The organism is Bacteroides faecichinchillae JCM 17102 (assembly GCF_000614145.1).
GTDB classification, from domain to species: domain Bacteria; phylum Bacteroidota; class Bacteroidia; order Bacteroidales; family Bacteroidaceae; genus Bacteroides; species Bacteroides faecichinchillae.
Map to the genome: position 1 here is coordinate 1 of NZ_BAKK01000036.1, position 26,547 is coordinate 26,547.

At 36.4% G+C, this 26,547-nt stretch carries 22 protein-coding genes and 4 pseudogenes; 8 read left to right on the forward strand and 18 right to left on the reverse strand.

Going from position 1 to position 26,547, the window contains the following annotated elements:
• Window positions 1-299: 299 nt before the first annotated feature.
• The 4 genes and pseudogenes from JCM17102_RS15845 to JCM17102_RS15855 form a co-directional block, all read right to left on the reverse strand.
• On the reverse strand, window positions 300-950 hold the full coding sequence (locus JCM17102_RS15845) for a DUF2490 domain-containing protein (RefSeq protein WP_025075880.1): 651 nt from the start codon (window positions 948-950) through the stop codon (window positions 300-302).
• Window positions 951-1,276: 326 nt separating this feature from the next.
• A pseudogene (locus JCM17102_RS15850) lies at window positions 1,277-2,794 on the reverse strand (protein-disulfide reductase DsbD family protein); the annotation flags it as partial.
• Between the two features lie 83 nt (window positions 2,795-2,877).
• Window positions 2,878-3,331: pseudogene (locus JCM17102_RS32555) on the reverse strand (protein-disulfide reductase DsbD domain-containing protein); the annotation flags it as partial.
• 19 nt (window positions 3,332-3,350) lie between these two features.
• Window positions 3,351-3,650, reverse strand: a complete 300-nt coding sequence (locus JCM17102_RS15855) for a Dabb family protein (protein WP_025075882.1) — start codon at window positions 3,648-3,650, stop codon at window positions 3,351-3,353.
• Window positions 3,651-3,751: 101 nt separating this feature from the next.
• Here JCM17102_RS15855 and udk point away from each other — a divergent pair, with 101 nt between their 5' ends.
• Entirely contained in the window at window positions 3,752-4,366 is a 615-nt protein-coding gene (udk, locus tag JCM17102_RS15860) for a uridine kinase (protein WP_025075883.1), read from the forward strand.
• A pseudogene (locus JCM17102_RS27980) lies at window positions 4,366-5,777 on the forward strand (MltF family protein). The gene udk and the pseudogene JCM17102_RS27980 overlap by 1 nt, the downstream one beginning before the upstream one ends.
• A gap of 50 nt (window positions 5,778-5,827) precedes the next feature.
• Here the strand turns inward: JCM17102_RS27980 and JCM17102_RS15870 are convergent.
• From JCM17102_RS15870 to JCM17102_RS15910, 9 genes and pseudogenes are all read right to left on the reverse strand, one after another.
• Window positions 5,828-7,375, reverse strand: a complete 1,548-nt coding sequence (locus JCM17102_RS15870; protein ID WP_025075884.1) for a sodium:solute symporter family protein — start codon at window positions 7,373-7,375, stop codon at window positions 5,828-5,830.
• Window positions 7,372-7,497: a symporter small accessory protein gene (locus tag JCM17102_RS31840; RefSeq protein WP_235016769.1), complete on the reverse strand. Its 126-nt coding sequence runs from the start codon at window positions 7,495-7,497 to the stop codon at window positions 7,372-7,374. The genes JCM17102_RS15870 and JCM17102_RS31840 overlap by 4 nt, the downstream gene beginning before the upstream one ends.
• Before the next feature lie 71 nt (window positions 7,498-7,568).
• Entirely contained in the window at window positions 7,569-8,168 is a 600-nt protein-coding gene (locus JCM17102_RS15880) for a nitroreductase family protein (RefSeq protein ID WP_025075885.1), read from the reverse strand.
• Window positions 8,169-8,181: 13 nt separating this feature from the next.
• Complete coding sequence (gene metH / locus JCM17102_RS15885; RefSeq protein ID WP_025075886.1) at window positions 8,182-10,929, reverse strand: methionine synthase; 2,748 nt, start codon at window positions 10,927-10,929, stop codon at window positions 8,182-8,184.
• A gap of 91 nt (window positions 10,930-11,020) precedes the next feature.
• A pseudogene (smpB, locus tag JCM17102_RS27985) lies at window positions 11,021-11,471 on the reverse strand (SsrA-binding protein).
• Window positions 11,472-11,480: 9 nt separating this feature from the next.
• Complete coding sequence (locus tag JCM17102_RS15895) at window positions 11,481-12,026, reverse strand: Yip1 family protein (protein WP_025075887.1); 546 nt, start codon at window positions 12,024-12,026, stop codon at window positions 11,481-11,483.
• Between the two features lie 26 nt (window positions 12,027-12,052).
• A complete protein-coding gene (locus JCM17102_RS15900) occupies window positions 12,053-12,823 on the reverse strand; it encodes a hypothetical protein (RefSeq protein ID WP_025075888.1) in 771 nt (256 codons plus the stop codon).
• 84 nt (window positions 12,824-12,907) lie between these two features.
• The gene (locus tag JCM17102_RS15905; protein ID WP_025075889.1) at window positions 12,908-13,408 is read right to left on the reverse strand and encodes a DMP19 family protein; all 501 of its coding nucleotides are present in this window, start codon (window positions 13,406-13,408) and stop codon (window positions 12,908-12,910) included.
• A 186-nt stretch (window positions 13,409-13,594) separates the two neighbouring features.
• Window positions 13,595-13,999 (reverse strand): HsmA family protein, encoded by a 405-nt coding sequence (locus JCM17102_RS15910; protein ID WP_025075890.1) that lies wholly within the window; start codon window positions 13,997-13,999, stop codon window positions 13,595-13,597.
• A 237-nt stretch (window positions 14,000-14,236) separates the two neighbouring features.
• Here JCM17102_RS15910 and JCM17102_RS15915 point away from each other — a divergent pair, with 237 nt between their 5' ends.
• The 6 genes from JCM17102_RS15915 (at window position 14,237) to JCM17102_RS15940 (ending at window position 20,761) form a co-directional block, all read left to right on the forward strand.
• Entirely contained in the window at window positions 14,237-14,938 is a 702-nt protein-coding gene (locus tag JCM17102_RS15915) for an iron-sulfur cluster assembly scaffold protein (protein ID WP_005677723.1), read from the forward strand.
• A gap of 18 nt (window positions 14,939-14,956) precedes the next feature.
• A complete protein-coding gene (locus JCM17102_RS15920; RefSeq protein WP_025075891.1) occupies window positions 14,957-15,967 on the forward strand; it encodes a GGGtGRT protein in 1,011 nt (336 codons plus the stop codon).
• An 801-nt stretch (window positions 15,968-16,768) separates the two neighbouring features.
• On the forward strand, window positions 16,769-17,140 hold the full coding sequence (locus JCM17102_RS15925) for an InlB B-repeat-containing protein (RefSeq protein WP_025075892.1): 372 nt from the start codon (window positions 16,769-16,771) through the stop codon (window positions 17,138-17,140).
• Between the two features lie 17 nt (window positions 17,141-17,157).
• On the forward strand, window positions 17,158-18,420 hold the full coding sequence (locus JCM17102_RS15930) for an InlB B-repeat-containing protein (RefSeq protein WP_081800226.1): 1,263 nt from the start codon (window positions 17,158-17,160) through the stop codon (window positions 18,418-18,420).
• A 389-nt stretch (window positions 18,421-18,809) separates the two neighbouring features.
• The gene (locus tag JCM17102_RS15935; protein WP_025075894.1) at window positions 18,810-19,907 is read left to right on the forward strand and encodes a helix-turn-helix transcriptional regulator; all 1,098 of its coding nucleotides are present in this window, start codon (window positions 18,810-18,812) and stop codon (window positions 19,905-19,907) included.
• A 494-nt stretch (window positions 19,908-20,401) separates the two neighbouring features.
• Window positions 20,402-20,761 carry a DUF1622 domain-containing protein gene (locus JCM17102_RS15940; protein WP_025075895.1) on the forward strand — a complete coding sequence of 120 codons (360 nt, stop codon included), beginning with the start codon at window positions 20,402-20,404 and terminating at the stop codon, window positions 20,759-20,761.
• A 68-nt stretch (window positions 20,762-20,829) separates the two neighbouring features.
• On the opposite strand, the gene JCM17102_RS15945 is transcribed toward JCM17102_RS15940, so the two are convergent.
• The 5 genes from JCM17102_RS15945 to JCM17102_RS15965 all read right to left on the reverse strand — a co-directional run bounded on the left by JCM17102_RS15945 (window position 20,830) and on the right by JCM17102_RS15965 (window position 26,211).
• Entirely contained in the window at window positions 20,830-21,705 is an 876-nt protein-coding gene (locus JCM17102_RS15945) for a sugar phosphate isomerase/epimerase family protein (protein ID WP_025075896.1), read from the reverse strand.
• A 91-nt stretch (window positions 21,706-21,796) separates the two neighbouring features.
• Complete coding sequence (locus JCM17102_RS15950) at window positions 21,797-22,624, reverse strand: 3-keto-disaccharide hydrolase (protein ID WP_081800227.1); 828 nt, start codon at window positions 22,622-22,624, stop codon at window positions 21,797-21,799.
• Between the two features lie 100 nt (window positions 22,625-22,724).
• Window positions 22,725-23,597, reverse strand: coding sequence for a 3-keto-disaccharide hydrolase (locus JCM17102_RS15955; RefSeq protein ID WP_025075898.1), 873 nt, complete (start codon window positions 23,595-23,597; stop codon window positions 22,725-22,727).
• Window positions 23,598-23,638: 41 nt separating this feature from the next.
• Window positions 23,639-25,108 (reverse strand): glycoside 3-dehydrogenase, encoded by a 1,470-nt coding sequence (locus JCM17102_RS15960; protein ID WP_175551335.1) that lies wholly within the window; start codon window positions 25,106-25,108, stop codon window positions 23,639-23,641.
• Window positions 25,109-25,119: 11 nt separating this feature from the next.
• Entirely contained in the window at window positions 25,120-26,211 is a 1,092-nt protein-coding gene (locus JCM17102_RS15965) for a disaccharide 3-dehydrogenase (protein WP_025075900.1), read from the reverse strand.
• Between the last annotated feature and the right edge of the window lie 336 nt (window positions 26,212-26,547).

Genomic DNA, 26,547 nt, shown 5'->3' on the forward strand with positions numbered 1-26,547 from the left:
CTTTTAATAATTAATTTTTAAATTCCTGATTAAGCAGAAGGTAAGACATAAAAGGAAGTATTCGCTTCGGTCATGAGGTATCATACAACACGTCTGTTGTATCTGTTGAATCATAAAATATCAGCACATCAGTATGAAGTGCTGTAACAAAAGTAAGTATTATTATTTTAAACTGAATATATTATCCTTAAAAAAGTTATTATTTATATGTAACTAACAAAAAATCAATTCATTAATAATTAATATAAAAAGAGAGATGAATGAGAACCACACATTATTATATAAGCAGTCTTAATATTTTAAAAGGAATAACCTACTTCGACTCCAACAATATGCTTACCTTTCGGAGATTCATATTGATAACAATAAAAAGTATCCAACACCCAACGTTTAGCCAAATCAATCTCAAATCCAGGACGATAACGAGTACGAGCTGCTCGCCAAAAAGGAGCATCATTTAAACTTTGGTAAACTTCAATAGAAAAATAAGGAGAAACAATCCCTTTTGAGGGAGAATAAGCAAGTTTTAAACGGGATCGTAAGCGAGATTCTGTATTACCACGATCAAAAGTCTGTTGAAATCTTTCTCTTAAAGAGACAGCTAACCATTGATAGCGAAAACTGACTGTAGCACCCATATAATAACGATGCCTAAATTTCCAGTCCAAATCGCCTAAATTTCGATGATGAAGTTCGTATCCTAGATCCATTTTCAATAAAGAAGAAACTTTATATTCTCCTCCCGCAGCAATTCCCCAACGATCAATCATCCCCATATCATCTTTTGTACGAAGCTCAAGAGCACCTAAAACTGAAAATCGAGAATCTATTTTATGATTTAACTTTAACTTTGTCCATGTAGTAAAATCATTTTTTTGAGCCCTTGCTGTAGAAACTATTCCGACAAGGCACACAATTACCAGCATTCTAAGCATAAATATTTTACTCATCATTTATCAGATTAGAAAGTACAAAGATAATAAATTTATATTCGACAAAGAAAAAACATAATTCTGAAATAAATCTGAAAAAGGAATTTACGATGAAATCAGATATAGAACTCAACCTCTGGTTATTGAAGTACCTATGCTTTGAAACAGATATAGATAAACTGATAAGTATTCTCCCAATAAAATGAGAAGTATGTCAAAAGTCTGATAAGTCTATCATCCCGTCATCCATGTCAGAATGATAGCAGATTTTACTTTTGACATGCCCTTATACATTAAAACGAGACTTCTTACAGTCTCGTTTTTAAGTAAATATATTAAGGATATTATTTCTTTTCTTTTTTATAGTTATCCAAACCTGTTTTCAAGAAATTAATATACTGTGAAATATCTTCATCGTAAGCATATGATTTATTCAACGGCTTACCTTCATTATCCAGTAAAACATAGAAAGGTTGAGCATTAGCGCCAAACTTCACACGTTGCAGATAGCTCCATTTATCTCCAACAGTACGCAACGTTCGCTCTTTACCATTTTCAACAACTTTAATTGGTTCTGGTAATGCTTCTTTTTCATCCACATACAATGATATCAATACATAATCATTATTAATGATGTCGCTCACTTTAGAATCAGTCCATACGGCAGCCTCCATCTTACGACAATTAACACAACCGTTTCCGGTAAAATCAATCATAACTGGCTTACCATGTTGAAGGGCATATTCCATACCTTTCTCGTAATCTTTGAACTTAGGATGTACTTCATTTCCATATAAATTAAAGTCTTGCGTATGCATAGGAGGTGCGAAAGCACTTACTGCTTTTAAAGGTGCTCCCCACAATCCCGGTACCATATATATAGCAAAAGCCAAAGAAACAAGAGCCATGAAGAAGCGGCTTACGCCAACCTTATTGCCATCATCGTCATGCGGGAATTTGATTTTGCCAAGCAAATAAAAACCGAGTAATGCAAAAATCACAATCCACAAAGCTAAAAAGGTTTCACGATCAAGTATTCTCCAACCGTATGCCAGATCGGCAACAGACAAGAATTTTAAAGCAAAAGCCAATTCTAAAAAGCCTAAAGTCACTTTAATAACATTCATCCATCCACCCGACTTAGGCATTGACTTCAACCAAGACGGGAAAAGAGCAAACAATGTAAACGGCAAGGCCAATGCAATAGCAAATCCCAACATTCCAATAGCAGGAGCTACAACACTACCCGTCGTAGAAACCTCCACCAACAAAAAGCCAATAATCGGACCAGTACAAGAGAAAGATACTAATGACAGAGTAAAAGCCATCAGGAAGATACTCAATAATCCAGTTGTTGATTCCGCTTTACTATCTACCGCAGTACTCCACTTCGATGGCAAGGTAATTTCAAAAGCTCCAAAAAATGAAGCTGCAAAAACCACCAACATCAAGAAGAAGAATATATTAAATACCGCATTCGTGGATAAAGCATTTAAAGCACTAGCACCAAAGATTAACGTTATAGCTACACCTAATGCTACATAAATCACTACGATTGATGCACCGTACGTCCACGCATCACGAATACCCTTCTTCTTATCCTTGTTACGTTTCAGGAAAAAACTAACAGTCATTGGAATGATTGGCCACACACAAGGAGTAAGCAAAGCCAATAATCCACCCAAGAAACCAGTTACGAAAATATAAATCCATGAAGAGTCTTTCTGGCTATGCTCCTCACCTAAAGCTTGCAATTCACTGATTACCGGTTTCCACCAATCAGATGCTGCAACGGCAGGCGATACGGCATTTGTTGAATCAACAGTTGCCGGTACCAATTCCATCATTGCAACGGTATCTTTAACTTCTTCTTTAGTTGTTACATCATTTTTTTTTTCCTGCTTTGCAGGTTCTACAACAGGAGTTTCAGAGGCAGTACTCTTAACTTTTGATTCACCAGAAAACTTAAACGGAACATCAGTAGGAGGCAAACAGTTTTCGTCATTACAAGCTCCATATTGCATATACCCCTCAATAGAATATGCTCCGCCTGTTAATTTTATTTTTTGAACAAACTGTGCTGTATTCTCAAAATAACGCACATTCATTTCAAAAAGCTTATCAAAAACCGCCACTTCTTTACCTATGGGTTTCAGTTTACCTACAACTTCAACACCCGATTTACTATCAACATTAAATGTTGCAGAAATAGGGCCGCCGTCGCCTAAATCCGTAGAATAAACATGCCATCCTTTATCAATTACCGCTGTAAAGACAATCTCCGCATCTGTACCGGACAAAGTTTTCAACTCTGTCTTAAACTTTATAGGTTCCTGTATCTGAGCCTGTACCATTCCTATTACCAAACAGAGGAACAGTAAAGAAAATAGCTTTTTCATTTTTATCTTTATAAAAAGGTTAGAATTCATAATCCACGCATGCACGACTTTCTTTTGTTTCCGCCAATATTTTTCCGGCAGCAACATGATCAGGATGCGTTGCATAGAACTTAACGTCTTCCAGTGTGTCAAATTCACTGTTGAGAGCAATATTCCAGGTTTCATCCGGATTGATATTCAATCCAACTTCAATTTTACGAATCACAGAAATTTTAGCAGGGAGAGCTTCAATAGCCGCCTTAAATTTTTTCATTACGACTAGTTTCTCTGCCTCAGAAACATTATCTTTTAACTTAAATAATACAATGTGCTTTACCATTACGTTGTTATTTTAATGAATTGTTTCTATATTTGTCCTATTAAAGAATCGCATTAATAATGCAAAATTACTTTTTTTAGTTCAAATAATACTATAAAGAGATGTTAATTATCGGAATAGCAGGTGGAACTGGCTCTGGAAAGACCACCGTCGTAAAGAAAATTATCGAGAGTCTTCCTGTAGGAGAAGTAGTACTGTTACCGCAAGACTCATACTATAAGGACAGTAGCCATGTTCCCGTCGAAGAGCGTCAGAATATCAACTTCGATCACCCAGATGCTTTCGATTGGAGTTTGCTTTCCAAACATATCATGATGTTGAAGGAGGGTAAAAGTATAGAACAGCCTACATACTCCTATCTGACATGTACCCGTCAATCTAAAACGATTCATATTGAACCAAGAGAAGTCATAATTGTTGAAGGTATACTTGCGCTTTGTGATAAGAGACTACGCAATATGATGGACCTTAAGATATTTGTAGATGCTGATCCTGATGAGCGACTGATTCGTGTGATCCAAAGAGATGTCATCGAACGGGGTCGCACAGCAGAAGCTGTAATGGAACGTTATACAAGAGTTTTAAAACCAATGCATTTGCAATTTATCGAGCCTTGCAAACGTTATGCAGATTTGATTGTCCCGGAAGGTGGTAGCAATCAAGTTGCTATTGATATATTGACCATGTATATCCAGAAACATTTGAAAAACGAATAATGAAAGTTAAGGAACTCAAACTAAGTGCCAAGTCGCTCTTCTTACCACTGTTTCTCATCTTTGTTTGTTGCATCTCCGGATGTAGGAAGAATCATCATAGCAAAGAAGAAGGGAACGATCGTGATCTTACACAAATAAAAGATAGTGGGGAGTTGGTAGTATTGACACTTTATAGTTCTACTTCCTATTTCATTTATCGTGGTCAAGAAATGGGATTTCAATATGAACTTAGCGAACAGTTTGCTAAAAGTCTGGGAGTAAAGCTCAGAATCGAAGTTGCTAATAATGTCCACGAATTAATACAAAAACTATTGGCAGGTGAAGGTGATATGATCGCTTATAATTTACCAATAACCAAAGAATGGAAAGATAGTCTAATTTATTGTGGTGAAGATGTGATTACTCATCAAGTCATTGTGCAACAAGGGAATGGAAAGAAAAAACCTCTAAAAGATGTAACAGAGCTTATAGGAAAAAACATCTATGTTAAACCCGGAAAATATTACGACCGATTGGTTAATCTAAATAATGAATTAGGCGGTGGAATCTTGATTCATAAAGTAACCAATGACAGTATTACTACGGAAGACTTGATCACCCAAGTTGCCCAAGGAAAAATTCCATACACTGTTTCAGATAATGATTTGGCAAAATTAAACAAAACTTATTATCCTAACCTCAATATCAATCTTTCTATCAGTTTTGACCAACGTTCTTCATGGGCAGTAAGAAAGGATAGTCCCGAACTAGCAGCAGCAGCTAATAAATGGCATAAAGAAAATATGACTTCTCCTGCTTATACAGCAAGTATGAAACGTTATTTCGAAAATAGTAAAATGATGCCCCACTCTCCTATCCTTCATTAAAAGAAGGAAAGATTTCTCATTTTGATCCATTATTTAAAAAATACTCCAAAGAAATTGGATGGGATTGGCGTATGCTTGCATCACTTGCTTATACAGAATCTAATTTTGATACGACTGTAGTATCTTGGGCCGGTGCAAAAGGATTGATGCAATTAATGCCTGCTACCGCACGCGCTATGGGAGTACCTCCTGGTAAAGAACAAAACCCGGAAGAAAGTATTAAAGCCGCTATTAAGTATATCATGGCTACTGACCGCAGTTTCAGTATGATTCCTGATAAACAGGAACGATTGAACTTCATCTTAGCTTCTTACAATGCTGGGTTGGGACATATCTATGACGCAATGGCACTAGCTGAGAAATACGGTAAAAACAAATTAGTCTGGAAAGATAATGTTGAAAACTTCATCCTTCTTAAAAGTAATGAGGAATACTTCACCGATCCTGTCTGCAAAAACGGATATTTCCGCGGTATTGAGACTTATAACTTTGTGCGTAATATAATGTCACGATTTGAATCTTATAAGAAAAAAATTAAATCGTAAGATCAATTTAGGTATCAAGAATAAAGTTTTCAAAATTATTGGTACACCATTTATTTTTTATAGGTCAGCAAACTAACCAGAATAATTGCTATTACAGATAACGGCAATGCAAATAATATTGGGTCAATCACAGGAAACGGATAAGTTTCAATCAATACATCACGACCAAATATAGCTTTACAGATACCTAATGCAGCAGATTCTTTTTGATGCAGGAATACAAGAGCCAAAAGACTCCCAATAGTTCCGACCCATAAACTTGCCATCACTCCTTGTTTTGTTGCACGCTTCCAATAGAGTGCACAAAAGTAGGCAGGGAGGAAAGCAGCAGCGCAAATTCCCATAAAAATAGAAGTACCGCGAGCTATGATATCATTCGGCAACATATAGCAAATGATATAGCTTACCAAAATAGAAAAAAGTACTCCTAAACGAATGACATTCGTCAGTTTACCACGTGAGCGTGGTTTGTAAGTACCATAAATATCGGACCCTACAGAGGCTCCCATTGTATGAAACTGAGAACTAAGAGTAGACATACTGGCCGAAAGAATGCACAACATAAAAAGTGCTGCAAACCAATCCGGCATTGCTTTATTAATAAAATAAGGAATAATTTTATCTATATCTTTCACTACTTCAGTTGCAACTGCACCTTCAGTCTTTAGAAAAAAAAGATTGCTCAATGCGCCCGCATGATAAATAGCACCTACTGTAATAATCAAAAAGAAACAACCTATAAAAACTCCACGATTTAACTGTTTGCTACTCTCCACAGTCATAAAACGGACTACTAATTGCGGCTGGGCCAAACAACCAATTCCAACTCCCAAAATTAAAGAAGTAACTAACGAATACCATTGGGGAGATCCCATCACCGGCATAGCTGTCCACCCCTGATGTCCCAACGCCTTAAACTTATCTGGTACCAAATGTGATATATTACCCAATTCTTTGTTTGCCTGAACAAAATTCATATCAAGTATCTGATATAAAGAAAACAACAGGAACAACATACAAGCAAACATAATAACCCCTTGCAATGCGTCGGTATACATTACCCCTTTCATACCTCCTGCTATCACATAGGCAGCAATGACTAATGTAAATATCAATAATGATACGTTAAAATCTATCTGAAAAATTTGTTCTATGAATACAGCCCCTCCTTTCATGACCACAGCAGCATAAAGCGGCATTCCCAGAAAAATAACGGCAGCAATAAATACCTGTATATTACGCGAACGAAAATGACGTCCTAACAATTGAGGAAAAGTACTTACATTTAGTTTAGCTCCCATACGCCGGGTTCGTAAACCAAAAAAGATAAAAGCAATAATCACCCCAACAAACATATTCAGAAAACAAAGCCACTGAATCCCCATTCCAAATGCAGCAGCAACACCACCAAAGCCTACAATAGCGGAAGCAGAAATAAATGTCGCTCCATACGAAAGCGCCATCACAATCGGATTCATCTGTCTTCCTCCTACCAGATAGTCACTGGCATTCGTAGTTTTCTTATACCCCAAAAAGCCGAGATAAGCTAGTGACAGCAGATAGGCTATCACAATCAAGCCAAGTGTAAATGTATTCATCGTGTTTTGTCTTTTTCGTCGTCTTTATTCCAATATTTCAGCCCGAACCAGGCAGCAAAAATCACACATACTACCGAAAGGAAGTAGGGTAAAATAATCAAGGGGTCATCTATTCCAAACATTTGCGTATCAGATATTAATTAATTAGAACGCAAATGTAAGGAATTTATTGAAAAAACAAAACTTTTGTTTACTAATACAGATTATAATGTATCTTTTTCTCATCATACTTCTGTTTCGGCTGCTCTTTTGTAGCAGGATAGCCAAAAGGTATGACACAAAGAGGAAGAATATTTTTGGGTAATGCTGTGTATTTCCGAACCACCTGCATCCGATCCTCATAAGGATAAGCAGCAGTCCAAACAGCACCCAATCCCATACTTTCAGCTGCCAACAATATATTTTGGGCAGCAGCCGAACAATCAAGATACCAATAGAACGAACGTGTAGAATCTCCACAAACAATAATCGCATTACGTGCCTGTGTCAGCATTTTGGCATACGGAAGGGCAGCAGCCATTGAATCGAGTATAGCGCGATCGGACACTACAATAAATTCCCAGGGACGAGTGTCTTTTCCTGAAGGTCCAGCCATACCGGCACGAAGCATTAAATCTATTTTTTCTTTCTCTATTCCCTTATCCAAATAAGTACGCACACTTTTTCGAGCAAAAATATTATCTAAGGTAGGATTTCCTGTCACTGCTCCCTCTTTACATTCTTTGGATGAAGAACAAGAGATCATAGCAGCTAATACCATCATAATATATAGGAAAGAAAAAATCTTTTTCATTACTGCTTATACACTAAAACAAATTCAACTTATTTCTCTGTGCTTCTTCTAATGAAACGGTTTCACGACGTAACATACCGCTCTTTTCACGAAGGTGCTGATATTCTTTCTCTAATTCATCAACCAATTCAACTTTTGACTGCTGATTCAATAATCGGGCAGCTATACCAGCATTCTGAGAAGCATCTTTCAGATGAACTACCGGAGCGTGATAAACCGGCGCAATCTTCAATGCAGTGTGCATCTTAGAAGTAGTGGCTCCTCCAATAAGAAGAGGAATATCCAAACCGGCTTTCTCTAATTCAGCAGCTACATGTGCCATCTCTTCCAAAGAAGGAGTAATCAAACCACTCAGTCCAATCATATCCACTTTTTCTTCGATTGCACGTTGAATGATTGTTTCAGCAGGAACCATTACTCCCAAATCCACAATCTCATAACCATTACAAGCCATGACTACTCCCACAATATTTTTTCCAATATCATGTACGTCACCTTTTACGGTTGCAAGCAGCACTTTTCCGGCAGAACTGGTACCTTCCACTTTCTCCATTTCAATAACTGGTTGTAAGATTGCAACAGCTTTCTTCATTGTACGAGCAGTCTTTACAACCTGAGGCAGAAACATTTTACCAGCGCCAAAAAGTTCACCAACGTAATTCATTCCATCCATCAACGGACCTTCAATTACATCAACCGCCTTATCGTAAAGAGACAATGCCTCTGCTAAATCTTGTTCCAAGTAATCACCAATTCCTTGCATCAAAGCATATTTCAAACGTTCTTGCACAGTTTCTTCCCTCCATGCATTCTGTTTAGCAACTGCTTGTCCCAAAGTTCCTGACATACTTTCCTTCAAAGATTCAGCCAATTCAATAAGATGTTCGGCTGCATCGGGACGACGATTCAATACAACATCTTCTATCTTTTCTAGAACATCAGCCGGAATATCACTATAAAGAACAGATGTTCCAGGATTTACAATTCCCATATCCATACCTTTCTGAATAGCATGATAAAGGAATACGGCATGCATTGCCTCACGAATATAATTATTACCCCGAAACGAGAAAGAAAGATTACTTACTCCACCACTAATATGCGCCCCTGGAAGGTTTTTCTTTATCCATTCAGTTGCCTCAATAAAATCTACAGCATAATTGTTATGCTCCTCAATCCCCGTAGCAACAGCAAGGACATTTGGATCGAATATAATATCGTGAGGATTAAAATTTATTTTATCTACTAAAAGGCGATAAGCCCGTCCACAAACTTCTATCTTACGCGCTGCTGTATCAGCCTGTCCTTTTTCGTCAAAAGCCATCACTACAGCCGCAGCACCATATTGTTTGATGATACGTGCATGTTCCAGAAATTTTTCCTCCCCTTCTTTTAAAGAAATCGAATTAACGATTGATTTACCTTGCAGACATTTTAATCCGGCTTCAATAACTTCCCATTTAGAAGAATCGATCATTACAGGGACACGCGCTATTTCGGGCTCAGACATGATTAGATTTAGAAAAGTTGTCATTTCCGTCTTAGCATCCAATAAGCCATCATCCATATTAACGTCAATTACCAATGCTCCATCTTCTACTTGCTGACGAGCAATGGCAAGAGATTCTTCATATTTTTTTTCATTAATGAGACGAAGGAACTTACGCGAACCGGCAACATTGCAGCGTTCACCTACATTCACAAAGTTTATATCAGGTTTTACCTCCAACAGTTCTAATCCAGAAAGCCACATACAATCGGGTGCAGCAGCAGGTATATGAGGTTTGGCGTCTCTTATTAAAGCTGAATATTCAGCAATATAAGCATCTGTCGTACCACAACATCCACCTATGATATTAACCAGTCCTTCCTGAATATATTCTTTCACTTCATGAGCCATTTCCTTAGGAGTCTGATCATATTTCCCCAGACTATTTGGAAGTCCGGCATTTGGGTATGCACTAATATAATAAGGTGCACGCGCAGCCAATTGTCTCAAAAAAGGTTTTAGCTGACGAGCCCCAAAAGAACAGTTCAGACCAATGGAGAAAATATTGGCATGCTGTATCGAAGCCAGAAAGGCTTCTAAGGTTTGTCCGGACAATGTTCGCCCACCAATATCGGATACAGTAACTGAAAGCATGACAGGCACTTCTATTCCCACCGTTTTCATAGCCTGTTCGGCAGCAAATATAGCAGCTTTAGCATTTAACGTATCAAAGATCGTTTCAATCAGGATTGTATCAACACCTCCTTCGAGCATTGCTTCCATTTGCTGTTGATAGGATGCAACCAAGTCATCGTAAGTCAAAGCGCGGAAAGCCGGATTGTTCACATCCGGACTCATGGAACAAGTTTTATTAGTAGGTCCCACAGAACCTGCCACAAAACGAGGCTTATCTGGAGTCTTTGCCGTATATTCATCAGCCAAATCACGAGCTAACTTCACTGCTGCCAAGTTCATCTCACGCACATATTCTTCTACGTGATAATCAGCCATAGAAACTGTAGTAGAACTAAATGTATTGGTTTCAATAATATCCGCACCGGCTTCTAAATATTTACGATGAATATCTTGAATAACATCAGGACGGGTCAGGCACAACAAATCATTATTCCCTTTCAACAAGCCGGGAATATGCGCAAAACGTTCACTACGGAAATCTTCTTCTTTAAGATTATATTGTTGAATCATTGTACCCATCGCTCCATCCAAAATCAGGATTCGCTCAGGTACAATCTGAGAAATTGTCTTTTTCATTGTTACCTTTTCACTTAATACCTATTAGCACTCTGCCATTCATTGCTCACAGTCCAAGAATAGCCTATCCTAGACTACAATCTCATATATCTTACCGCTTAAACATTCTTGCCATGTCCCGGCGGTCATCTTTTTCTTTTATTGATTCGCGTTTATCATATTCTTTCTTACCTTTTGCCAACTACAACCAGTTTCGCCAAACCTTTTTCATTGATAAACAGGCGTACAGGGACAATAGTAAATCCGGGATCTTTAGTTCCCCTCTGAAGTTTCTCTATTTCTTTTTTATTCAATAACAACTTCCTTTCTCTACGTGCTGTGTGATTATTGTACGATCCATAGAAATATTCGGCAACGTGCATATTTTTCACCCACAGTTCGCCTTTCACAAAATAACAAAATGTATCTACTAGGCTAGCTTTACCCAAACGAATAGATTTGATTTCTGTACCTGTCAGTACAATACCTGCTGTATAGGTATCTACCAATTCATAATCAAACGTAGCACGTTTATTCTTTATATTTACAGGAGGTTGTTTCATCTTTGCATATTAATTAAGTATAGCCGTCAGTTTGTTGAACACAAATTGAATTACTGTCGGACATAGTATTAACAATAGAGACGACAAAAGGGTGTATTTCAATCGTTGTTTTTCTTCCACTCTCATCATTATAGGAGCACCTTCCCACACCACATAAACGATGTAGAACTGCAACAACCAGGCAATAATTCTAAAATCAGGTAAAAGGCCAGTTACGATTTGTAGCAAAAAAGGTACAACAAGCGCATATCCGGCAAACTGCTGTGTCAATGAGATATTTGCCGACATACCAAACATCCTGATCCCCATCTCATTAATAACATAAGCCGCCAAAAAGTAACCACCGAATAAGGCTACAGCTACAGCACAACAATTAGTCATAGCTATCTGGAAACTTTGAGGTCCTCCCCATCCATTGGTCAGCAAAGAACCAATGAAAACAGACAAACCACATAAACCTATCATAGGATAGACAAAGGTAATAAATACCTTTCGCCTATCCTTTTCCATAAAAATTCCCTCCCAAGCTTTGACTGGAGAGGAAATCAATTTCATTGCGATGTTAAATAATTCTTTGTAATTCAAAGTTTGTCGTTATATTTATATTCAAATGAAACTGGAGTTGTTTTTGTCGGAACTTCTCCATTTGAAAGAGAATTTTTCTCTATTCGAATAATGATATTTGCCGGAAAACTTCCATATTCTTCTTTATATGCAGACAGAACCTCTTTTAAATCAAAAGTTCTATAAGAAAAATATCTAAGACTTTCTCCTGTTTCTTCCGATTGATGACGCAAATACAAAGTCAAACCTGCGTTCTCTTCCTTACCCTTTAATTTATCAGTATAATATACCAAACTAAACTTATGTTTATCAATATTTTCTTTAGCATAATACTGTATAGGTATAACCAAATTATAATTATCAAACATTAGCGGCTTAGAATATTCATTCGAAATCTCTATAACAGGTCTATCAGATGCATAGGTATCATCCGCATCCATTTCCTCTGTAATACCGTTAACACTATTCCCTGAAATCTTTTGTGCTGCATTGACTGTTATATTGATAGTCTGAGAATTCGGATCCACATCAGTCTTCGTATCATAAGTATACAACATATATATAAAATCACCAGAATTTACATTGGATAGTTCTGTCACAATATTTTTTGAAATCATTTTATATCCACTGATATCCAGAAAAGATACATAGGCAAACATATTATCCGTTACTTTTGCTACAGTATAAGCCTGTACCTCAGTATTATCATCACCCTTCAAACAAGAAGTAACAGATACCCCCATTAAAACAACCATTAAGGTCACCAAGAAAAATTTCATTTGTTTCATAAACAACATATTTTTAGATTTTGCAAAGATATAAATTCTAATTCACAATTAATAAATGCTATCACTTAAAAAATACTGCATCCACTACTTTATTATTTTTGCAAAAAGTTCCAAATGATCATCTACATAACTAGCAATCGTTGCAGTTACCCGTTCTTCCATGTCCAGATATTCTTCCTCCAGATCATCAAAAGCCTCAAATTGCTCATACATTGCCATAAATTCATCATCGGTTCGTTCCTTCTCTAAGTCCTTACGATTGGCATCATATATCTTCTTGGCCTTATATATTAATTTAGAAAAACTATCAGCACCCCACAAACGCATCACCTTTGCAAATGGATTATCAAAAATATATCCTCCATAACCATTTTGAATCAACTGGCAGAATCCGCCAACCATTATTTCCTCACGTAAAATCTGATAAGCCAACAACGAATGTTGCTCTCCCGTCAACAAAGACATTGTTTCAGCAGTCAATTCACCGCCAATCACTTCTTTATATTTATCTGTGAATACTTGGATAAATTCATCCATGCCTTCACCTGCGGCAGCCTGTAAAGCCGCATCTGTAATCTCTATCATAGCTCTGTCCTATAAGTTTTGCAACAAAGCTACGAATTTTTATTCTATTTCCTATAACGATACTCCTATAATCTTACTAAAACAGTTTTCCCCAGACGTACATCCAGGGATTACCGAGACGTACATCCGGGACATCCCCAGACGTACATGTGAAGACTACCCAGATGTACGTCTGGGGAAACTTGTTTATTCATGCAAATGCATTCCCAAATACACTCCTATTAAATAAGGTATAAGCCAAATACTCCACACAACAATACTAAAGCGATTGAAATGCTGTTTAGCTTTAGCAGACCCCGTCACATAAGTCCATATCGCCCACGAAGCATGGACAAACATCAAAAGAATAGCAATTGTTCCCGTCACCATATGAATTTCATCATGCAAATGAGCCAGTTCTGCTATATGTTCCATCAGACTAGTCCCAACCGTATCAGCAACCAATCCCAATAGAAAAAAAACAATATGCCAAAATTTTAGTTTCTTTTGAAAACGTTCTCCCCAAACACCAATCGTATAAAAAATCAACGCGGATGAAATTACGCAAATCGCAGCTATTAAATAATGTGTGTCTACCTGATTTAGTTCCATAAGATTTAATTTTCAAATAACAACAACCTCGTAAACAGATAGTTCAATAAGTTTCAATCTTTCAGAAATGCAATCCCGACTTTGCAAACGAAAGAGAAACGTAAACCTATTTCTTGCTTTTCACAAAAAAGTAATAAATGGCAATTTGCAGAAACAAATAAATCAACTAACTTTGTGGGCGATTTAGAGAATCACGACTACGTATTTTTAATTATATCATTTAAAAAAGAGCTAATTATGACTTATTCACACGAAGTGGAACACATGTGTGTTGTAAAGAAGGGCCCTAATCACGGACCGGCTCCCATACCCGAAGAAGGCAAATGGGTAAAATCAAAAGAAATTGTTGATATTTCAGGTTTGACACACGGTATTGGTTGGTGTGCTCCTCAACAGGGTGCTTGCAAACTAACACTAAACGTTAAAGAAGGTGTCATCCAGGAAGCTTTAGTGGAGACTATCGGATGCTCTGGTATGACTCACTCAGCTGCTATGGCTGCTGAAATCCTTCCGGGTAAAACCATCCTTGAAGCATTAAACACAGACTTAGTTTGCGACGCTATCAATACTGCTATGCGTGAACTATTCTTGCAGATCGTGTACGGACGTACTCAGTCCGCTTTCTCTGAAGGTGGTTTGATCATCGGTGCTGGTCTGGAAGATTTAGGCAAAGGTCTGCGTAGCCAAGTAGGTACTCTTTACGGTACTTTGGCTAAAGGTCCTCGCTACCTTGAAATGGCTGAAGGTTACATCAAAAATATCTTCTTGGATAAGAATGATGAAATCTGTGGATATGAATTCGTTCACATGGGTAAATTCATGGATGAAATCAAGAAAGGAACCGATGCTAACGAAGCATTGAAGAAAGTTACCGGCACTTACGGACGTGTAACAGCAGAACAGGGAGCAGTTAAACATATTGATCCACGTCACGAATAATATAAGGAGGAAAAAACTATGATTAGAGAAGTAAAATTCGAAAGCCAAGACCGTCGTATCAAGGGTATTATTGCTGCCTTGAACGCTAACGGCATCAAAGACATCGAAGAAGCTAACGCAATCTGCGAAGCTGCCGGACTTGATCCTTATAAAACTTGTGAAGAAACTCAGCCTATCTGTTTTGAAAATGCAAAATGGGCATATGTGGTAGGTACTGCAATCGCACTGAAAAAGCATTGCACAAACGCTGCTGAAGCAGCAGAAGCTATCGGTATCGGTTTGCAAGCATTCTGTATTCCCGGTTCTGTAGCCGACGACCGTAAGGTTGGTATCGGTCATGGTAACTTGGCTGCTATGTTGCTGCGTGAAGAAACTAAATGTTTCGCATTCTTGGCAGGTCACGAGTCATTCGCTGCTGCTGAAGGTGCTATCAAAATTGCTGCAAAAGCAGACAAAGTACGTAAAGAACCATTGCGTTGTATCTTGAACGGTCTTGGAAAAGACGCTGCTCAGATTATCTCTCGTATCAACGGCTTTACTTATGTTCAGACTCAGTTTGATTATTTCACAGGTGAACTGAAAGTTGTCCGCGAAATCGCTTATTCTGACGGTCCTCGTGCAAAAGTAAAATGCTATGGTGCTGATGATGTTCGCGAAGGTGTAGCTATCATGTGGAAAGAAGGTGTGGATGTATCTATCACTGGTAATTCTACTAACCCAACTCGTTTCCAACATCCGGTTGCTGGTACTTACAAGAAAGAACGCGTTCTTGCAGGTAAACCATATTTCTCAGTTGCTTCCGGTGGTGGTACAGGTCGTACTCTTCACCCAGATAATATGGCTGCTGGTCCTGCTTCTTATGGTATGACTGACACAATGGGTCGTATGCACTCTGACGCTCAGTTCGCTGGTTCTTCATCAGTTCCTGCTCACGTAGAAATGATGGGATTCTTGGGAATTGGTAACAATCCTATGGTAGGTTGTACAGTAGCTTGTGCTGTAGACGTAGCTCAGGCTTTGTCTAAGTAATTTAAGTTACTTTTATATAAGGAGAATAGCTATTTTAATGCCATTCTCCTATTTTTATTTAAAATAGAAAACCAATGGAATAGAGTTTCCATTCACCTACTTATTAAAAAATGAGCTTTTAGCTCTTATTCTCCGATCTGAAAACCGCCAAAATGAAGTCCAGGGAATAAGTCACTGAAAGTTCGCGCTCTATGGGCGTGAACTATTCGTACTTATTGATGGACACGGTGCTTGGCGGTACCTCAGATCATATGTAAGTATTGAATGGTTCCGCCTTTTTTATCATGATACACATAGGAAAACTTATCGAAGCTGAAGTTTACAAGCAAAAAATTCCAATATCTTGGTTTGCTCAAAAACTATATTGTGACCGAACAAATATTTATAAAATATTCAATCGACAAAGTATTGACTCTGAGTTACTATTACGTATCTCTAGAATTCTTAAGTATGACTTCTTTCTCTATTATCAAAAAGAATTATCCGACCGATATTAAATTATAAATTCTTCAAAATCCAATCATAAGTCCTAAAAGACACTTCCAAGCTCCTAAAAGACAATTAAAGTAACTGGAAAAATTCGTGAATTATATTCTACAAATATGTCTAAAATTTCGCTACGGTAATTTTACATTTCTTTTCTCATACAGACTACCTTTGTGACACAAAAAAGAACAAGCAAGTTAAGTATTTTGCATGATCTAAGTCATCTACTCACATTTAAATGGCTCTTCTGTAACATACAACGATCTCCTTCTTGAACAAAGTTTTTACTAACTACTAAAATAAAAGAAAATAGAAATGAAAACAATTAAACATTATTTTTCAAAAGTATGCGTCATTGCTTTACTTACAATTATTGTAGCAAGCTGTGGAAGTGATGATGACAACAAACTACCCGAACAGTTTACTGTTACATTTGACTCACAAGGAGGAAGTAATGTAAGCCCACAAACTGTAAACGATGGGGCAAAAATAAAAGAGCCCACTGCTCCTACTAAAGACAAATCAATCTTTGTTGGTTGGTATAAAGAACCCAATTATACTAATATATGGAAATTCGAAAGTGATATAGTAGTGAAAGATATCACTCTTTATGCTAAATGGCAACAAGTCGATTACACAGTCATCTTCAACGTTAATGGAGGTAATACTATAGACCTCAAGGTGTAGCAGAAGGCGGATGTGCAATTAAGCCACTTACCCCAACAAAGGAAGGAGCCGCTTTTGAAGGATGGTACACTGATGCTGCTTTGACAAATGTATACGATTTCAGTACTCCAATCACAAAAGATCTTACTCTCTATGCCAAATGGACAGAAATAACTCTTACATCATTAAATGAGTTAATTATAGAAGCTACTCAGTTGAATGATAATAATTACGAAGATGAATCTTACGAAGCTATGTACAGCAAACTACAAGCTGCTAAAGTAGTTGCTATTTCTCAGAATCCAACTCCCACAGAAATTTATAATGCATACCAAGCGTTAATTAATGCCATCAATCAATTAATAGCCAAACCTTATCGTGCAACCTCTAAATTAGGATTTGATCCTATGCCAGTCGATGGATTAATTTATGTTACTACAAATTCTGAGAATCCATTTTACTTATATGCTATTGGATTAGACGCCAGTGGTGAAGAAGCTACGAATAGTGATGTAAACTTTACATATGATAATCTGGAAACTTGGGCACAAGGTGAAATTACTAAAGATAAACATAACATAACATTTATGATCAATCCTGCACTCACAGCAGGTAGCACAATCAATATCACCATTTCATCTGCAGAATTCCCTTCAATCTCTCAGGTTATAACACTAAAAGTAATCAGTATCGATGAATTAAAAGCAAAATTCATACAAAAAACCAATACATTACCTAGTCCAAATCAAATTAGTTCAGAAAATTACGATGAAGTGATTAAAATGGTGGATGAAGCATATAGATTATACAATAATTTACCCTATGAAGTGATGCAAGAATCCGATGTTATAGCCGCATTTGATAAATTACAGGCATGTTCTAGAGTTACAGAAAATATTGTAAAATTTGCTTATTCATTCACCGGAAACCGTTGTAAGTTTATGGCTTATGATGAGACTTTTTATTGTGATTATGAATCAAAAGGAGAATTTCCTGTAGGAGCTTATGTGATGTCTGATTGGGAAAAAGACGGCAACAAATATTATAACAATAAAATTGAACTCAAAGCAGACAAAACATTTCAGTTGTATTATAGAACTTCTGCAAGTGCAGACGGTAAGAATCCATCTGCATGGGATAAAGAGGAAGAAAGAGGTACTTATTCCTACACAGGAAACCAAACCAACGGAGGCACTATCTATATGACTTACGAATACAATGAAGACTATGATTATCGTTCTGTAAAATCAATAAGAAAAGATAGTAAGTTCAAAACAATACAACATTCTTCAAACAGATAAGACTGAACGAAGAATTGATGCTATAATAAAAGAAGAAATTGTATCAAAATAAAGTGCATCTCAAAAGCTATATAAAAACATTTTTGAGATGCACTTCTTATTTCCAATTATGCATCAACATAATAATAATTACATCAAATTCCTGTTTTCAATTAATCCATCCTTATGGCAAAAACAACAATTTATAAATTATTGATATACCATTCAGATTAAGAAGAATATAAATTCACTATCTTTGCTAAGAATTTAAGATTCTGAATATTTCTTAATGACACGCCTTATTCAGAAGCATTATTTAAAAATTTGGAGACAAACTCTTTAACATATTTGGTATAAATCCGTAGAGGAAAGTACTTTCTTTCATAAAAGTACTCTCCTATTTTTTATTCATGGGAACAACATATTTATCTATTGAACTTACATTCGACCTAATTGCTCTTGCAATGGGAGTAATACTCATTTTTCGAGCAAAAGACAACTATCAAAGACTTTATTGGGGAATAATAGCATTTGCCATTGGCGCAGTGATGTCATGGGAAAATATTGGATGGCTAATGATAGTCACAGATACTCCCACATATAAATTTACCGACCTCCTCAATATCGAGAAAATGCTTAAATGGTATTCATTAGCCAGCATTGTGTGTCTTTTTCCGATCATATCATTATCCCCCGGATATTTTAACCATTTAAGAATATTCACTTTCTTACTTCCCCCCATCATTATTATAACCGTAGGATTATGCTATCTCTTTTTCAATGGAAAAATCACTCCTATTAATTCTTTAAATGAAATTATTCCCAATATGGGAGAACTGGATATAAAATTAAGACTAATCATATTCCTGCTCTCAATTTTCATTCCACTGACTTTTCTAGTCTATCCAATAATCAGCAATAAAACCTACCGCAAGATTAACAATAACATGTATGCATTCATTGCATTCCTATTTCTTTTTCTGGGTATATACATACTGTTTACCTTAAATATCAATGAATTTATATTCAATTTATTCGGAATTATATCCATTATATTCACTATCTTATTTTCTATACAATATTTACGCTACGAGAATCCATTTTCTGACCATATCGATATGATTTGTGAAATGAACAAAGAAGAGTCATATACAAAGTTACCTCAAACATTGCCACTTTTCACAACAATTGAAACATACTTTAAAGAAGAACACCCATTTACAGATCAGAATTATAATATAGATTGTTTAGCTAATTTGTTGGGTGAAAAAAAACATTCCATTTCAGAAGCAATCAAAAGTGGAGGTTTTACAGGTTTTAGAGAATACATCAATTATAGACGACTAGAATATTTTAAGCAATTGGTGGCAGAAAACTCCAATAAAAACGTGAAGGAATTAATGTATTTATGTGGCTTCACTTCACGTGCGACCTTCTATCGTAACTTTTCAGACAAATATGGTGTATCGCCATCAAAATACATTGAAAACCATTCAATTAAACAATAATTCATCTCACATATCTCATTTACAAGCATATAGAAAAGTGTCTCATTTTTGAAATGAGACACTTTTTATTTTTATACCCTAAACTAATACATTATTTTTGGTGAAGAAATCAAAAGGGTGAACCTAAAAGAGTATATAAAGTCTAAAAATTGGGGATAAAATTTATATGGAACACAATACTACGCAAATGATACACATTGGTAAAATAATTGAAACAGAGCTTCATCGTCAAGATCGCCCTGTCACATGGTTTGCAAACAAACTCTATTGCGATAGGACAAATGTATATTCTATATTTAAAAGAAAAAGTATAGATACGGAACTTTTACTACGAATAAGCCAAATACTAAATCATGACTTTTTCAGCTATTATATTTCAGAGCTAGATTCTACCGACTTATAAGATTTTACTAGGTAGCAGAAAAGTATAAAAGAAAATAAGAACTATTGTAATGCATCATTTGTTGATATATTATAACTAAACATCATGAACGATGCTACTCACTTTTTTAAATATGTTAGCTACGATTATCAGTGTTATCAGCTTACTGATCGTCACCTATGGAGTATTTGTTGGCTTTATTGCTTTTTTATACAATGAAATAAAACGATTCAACGGTACATACTCCCTTAATAACATCCGGGAATTACGTACTGATTTTGGTAGTTATCTTCTACTTGGATTAGAGTTTCTTATTGCTTCAGATATTTTAAAAACTGTAGTAGATCCAACTTTAGACGAATTAGCCATCTTAGGTGGAGTGGTTATTGTGAGAACAATACTTTCTGTTTTTCTAAATAAAGAAATTAAGGAACTAGATCAAAACGAGCATTCAAAAAAAACAAAAGCTTAGTCTATTACCAATAAAAAATCCCTATAGTCTTTCAACTATAGGGATTTTTCGTTTTTACATCATTAATATTACTTACGATATGAAGCCTTTACAAAAGGAGCATCCAACAGATAGTCAATACTTTCTTTGACGCTTTCTTCCACCGGGCAGCTATATCTTTCAATTTCAGCTACAATATTCTGAACACCAGCAGTTGCTGCATTCTTAAAGATAGCATCAAATCCTACCATACCACTTTGACCCAGTTCACGATCATCTTTGATGTGTAATATTTTAAAACGTCCCGGATATTTTTTGAAATAATCAACCGGACTATTCTGACCTCTTACTACCCAATATACATCCATTTGGAAAAAGACATAATCTGGATTAGTATTTTCGAGCATGTAGTTATACATTACCTCTTTACCTTCTACTTTCTCAAATTCATGAGCATGATTGTGGTATCCATATAACATGCCATTCTCCTTGCATCTCTTTCCTATTTCATTGAAATAATTACAATAAGTCTGCAAGTCTTTGACTGTTTTAGGTACTCCTAACCAAGGAGTTACAATATATTTCATTCCAGCAGCCTTGTGAGCAGCAATACATTGATCCCACCATTTCAGTGATTCAGAAAAATCGCCGGAAGCCAATTCTTGATCTGACAAACCTCTTGAACAATGTGAAGACAAAACAGTCATACCTGCATCTTCAACGGCTTTTTTAAAGTCTTCCGGAGTCAAACCGTAAAACTTACCATCATTATAGTTGGCAGCTTCTACGCTTGAATATCCCATCTTAGCCAGTTTCTTTAATAAAGCATTAAAATCCGATCCTTCTTTTATCAAATCTCTAACTGAATAAAGTTGGATAGTAACATCTTTTTTCTTCTTTGCATCTACTGCTTGTGGCAAAGCGATCAAAAAAGCAAATAATATAAGCAAATATCTAAATTTCATGGTTTAAAATGTTTAATTATAAAACGATATAACCCTATTGAATAACTATCTATATATGATATTCAACGAAGTTGTTAATTAATTATCTTTGTTAATCAAGAATTTTTATGCGGATACTACGAAACCAAACATCATTACCATGATCTTGGAATCCAATAAATCCTTCTTTATTGTCACCACCGCAATTATTCAGCATTTGAAATGCCAAAGGCCATCTTTTTTCACTGAACTTACTTTCCTGAAGCATTTCAGTCCATTGTGGTGTCCATAAATGATACTCAAGAACTTTTTGATCATTCTGACCATGAACTACAGTTCCATTGTGTACAACTATTTTGGCTTTATTCCATTCACCAAATGGTTTTTGGTTCTGAGGAACAGCAGGAATCATATCATACAGAGAAGCAGATTTTCTGTTGTTGTCTTTACCAAGTTTTGCATCCGGATGATTTGCATTATCCAACACCTGATACTCAGGAGCAGAAATGTAAATTGGGTTCAGAACCTCATTACCATTCTTATCAGTAGTAGTTACTTCCTGAGCCAAATAGAAAATACCTGAGTTACCTCCCTTTGAAATTTTCCATTCTACTTCCAATTCAAAGTTCTTAAATTTGTGGGCAAAGATAAGATCACCACCATCACCGTCACCAGAAGTGTTGAACTTAATACAACCATCCTCGATAATCCATTTAGATGGAACTCGGTCCTTACCATAGCCACGCCAACCATTAAAAGTTTTACCATCAAAAATAGTAATATAACCATCCTTGTCTATCGGTAATTGCAGCTTTTCAGTATCGACAGCTTTCAATGACTTTGAATAAGTAAGAGTAACCTCCTTTTTTTTCTTTGCATCCAGTACTTGAGGCCATGCAATCAAAAAAGCCACTAATATAAGTAAATATCTAAATTTCATTATTGAAATATTTAATCATTACTCCATATTAATAACTTCATTGAAGAAATATCAAAATATATCCTTCAATGAAGTTATCCTAATAGATTAATTGTTCTTATTAATCGAGAACTTTAACGCGAATATTACGGAACCAAACATCATCACCATGATCTTGGAACCCAATAAATCCTTCTCTATTATCACCGCCGCAATTATTCAGCAATTGGAATGCCAAAGGCCATTTTTCTTCACTAAACTTACTTGCCTGAAGCATTTCAGTCCATTTCGGAGTCCATAAATGATATTCAAGAACGTTTTGATCATTCTGACCGTGAACTACAGTTCCTTTGAATACCATAATTTTCGCTTTATTCCATTCACCAAATGGATTTTGATTTTGAGGAACAGCAGGAATCATATCATACAAAGAAGCCGATTGTCTGTTGTTGTCTTTACCAAGTTTTGCATCCGGATGATTTGCATTATCTAACACCTGATATTCAGGAGCTGAAATATAAATAGGCTCCAAATTCTCATTACCATCCTTATCAGTAGAAGTTACTTCCTGAGCCAGATAGAAGATACCAGAGTTACCACCTTTAGAAACTTTCCATTCTACTTCCAATTCAAAGTTTTTAAATTTATGAGCGAAGATAAGATCTCCACCATCGCCATCCTGAGCTTCTCCACCACCAGAACCGTTGAACTTAATACAACCATCTTCGATAACCCATTTAGATGGAACTCTATCTTTACCATAGCCACGCCAGCCATTAAAAGTTTTTCCATCAAAAATAGTAATATAACCATCTTTATCTATCGGCAATTGTAGACTGTCAGTATCAGCAGCTTTCAATGATTTTGAATACCCAAGGGTCACCATATCTGATGATTGTTCTTCTTGAGTATTAGCATTTTTCTTGCCACTGCCACAAGATGTCAATGCACCGGCAATTACGCAGCAAGCTAAAGGATAAAACAGATTTTTCATGAATTCAATTTATTAAATTAATATTTGAGTTAGTTTTTTTATTATTTAGGCATATCAGGTAATTTCCACCCATCACGATATGTATGTTTAATCAGTTCTTGAGCAAAAGCCTGCGCATTAACTGGTTCTGTCCAAGTTTTATCAAAGGTTGGATGACCATTCTTAATAGTAAAACCATCCTTAATGACAGAACGAACAGTAGCATTCGGATCAATATTGGTAAATGTCATATTCGGTCCGTCCCACAGCAACTCTTGGTTGAGCGACTGCAATCTGATAGCAAGTACACCCATTACTACCATTTCATTGAAAGGACCTGCTTCGCTGAACGAAGATGCAGTCTGTATACGATTAGACGGTCTTTCCTTACATGCACGTACAAAATCCATTTCGTGAGATTCCTGAATTTCACGTAACACCTTTGGAGAATCTGGATTTCTTCCTGACAACAACCATGGATTAATACCGTAGCTACCACAGATAAGAGTATCTTTTGTTCCATGGAAAATGACACCACCACCATGATCATTCAGATCTTTGTGTGCAGGCAATCCTTCAGGACGCATTGGTTTTAAACCTCCATCATACCAAATAACTTCAACCTCCGGCATTGCTACCTTCGGCATATTATCACGAGCAGGGAAAGTATATTTCACCATCTGAGCACTTGGTGCACAATCAGATAACAATAATGTAGAACTACCTTGTACTTTAGTAGGATAAGTTAATTTCAATCCTTTGAATACAGGATGAAGGATATGGCAAGCCATATCACCTAATGCACCTGTTCCAAAATCCCACCAACCACGCCAGTTCCATGGAGTATAACATGAATTATAATCACGATATTGAGCCGGGCCAAGGAATAAATCCCAATCCAATGATTCAGGAACTGCTTGACTTATTTCCGGACGATTGAGTCCCTGTGGCCAGATAGGACGGTCTGTAAACGCTTCTACTTTAGTGACTTCTCCAATTTCACCATTCCATATCCATTCACAGACTTTACGAACACCCGGTGCAGAAGAGCCCTGATTACCCATTTGTGTAGCTACATTATATTTTTCAGCCAATTTTGTCAATAAGCGTGATTCATATACCGTATGAGTTAGTGGTTTCTCGCAATAAACGTTCTTCCCCATCATAATAGCTTCCGACGCAATGATAGCATGAGTATGATCAGGTGTTGCTATCATTACAGCATCCGCAGATTTTCCTAACTTATCGAACATAATACGATAGTCACGAAATCGTTTTGCTTTCGGATATTTCTTGAATACATGACCGCTATAGTTCCAGTCTACATCGCAAAGGCCAATAATGTTTTGACTTGACAAACCATTCAGCACACTAGCACCGCGACCTCCGATCCCGACACCTAAAATATTAATTTTATCACTTGGCGACACATGGCCATGACTCTTACCTAAAATAATGTTAGGAGCAATAGATATACCTGCTAACGCTGCAGCTCCCGTTTTGATAAATTGTCTTCTCGAAATGTTTGACATAATTTATAGTATTAAGGATTAATTATAGATTCTAGATTATTATTCTGCAATAATCCATATCCATTTTTCATATTCTTTCTACGTTCGCGAATTTTTTCCAGTGTCCTCAGATTACCAATAGAAGGCAAGTCATGTGTTTGAGCATCTTCCAAAAAAGTCCAGGCATATTCTGAAGCAATGGCAGAATCACGCATGAACGGTAATTGAGGATTACGTATTCCTGTTTCTATAGAATCTGCAAATAAATCACATAAAGCATCGATGTTTTTCCCACCGAAAGGTTTCTCCAAATGAATAGTCTCATGAACCCCATGAAGATCAACTTTTGCCATTTGAAAGTCATGAGTCATATGGGCTATGCCTTTTGTTCCGATGATATCCACATATGAATTATGGGTTTGATCTTTAGACAACTGCCCATATACAAATCCCTGTGTGATATCAAAAACTACTCCATTCTGAAAAGTTCCATGACACTGTACCCACCAAGGATCTTTATAATTCCACATATTGATACCTTGAGCATGCCATGTTTTATAATCACAACCAGCATACCAGCGAGCGATATCTACATAATGCATACCACAATCGTGGAAAGCAGGCCCTTCATATTCATGTCCTTCACCCGGTGCTAATCCGGGAGTCATGTGGCAAACACGTAAAATTGCTAATTCACCGATTTCACCTCTGTCTATAAATTGTTTGATTTCCCGATGATACCAGGAATTTCGAAGATATAAATTAACGGTAGAAAGACGGTCAGTATTTTCCGTAAGTTCTACAACCTCCCATTCTCTATCAACCGTGTCTGCAACTGGTTTCTCTGAAATAATGTGTTTTCCACTACGAATAGCACGTTCAATCTGCTTCTTACGAGAATCTGCTAATGCAAAAAGTCCAACTACTTGCACACTTTCATCATCAAATATAACTTGTTCATCAGCTACAACTTTAGATTCTGGTGAGAGTACTTTAGCTAGTTCACGGGAATCAGCACTTACATCACAAATGTATGCAACTTCCCATCGACCACTCTTTAGCATTTCTTCTAAATAAAATCGTCCCATGCGACCGAAACCGATCAGTCCAACTTTAATTTTCATATTACTTCTATTTAGTTATTCAAAGTATTATATATAATAAGGTATAAAATTCAATATTGAACTTCCAGACAATCCTAGAAATATGTGGTCTTTTTTAAATATCTTAGCAAATTCGTGTTTCATACTTTTATGCCTATTAGTAGCTACGCAACAAATGTACGGCAATTGGTAAGAAAATGAAAGTCTACTTATATAAAGAAATATAAAAATAACACAAAAAAGCATTAACATCTTATTATTATCACTGAAATAAAACCATTTACTTAATATTTAATAAAAAGCAGACTATTTCTTTATATTACCAACTCCTGATTTTAATCAATCAACACCCTAAGT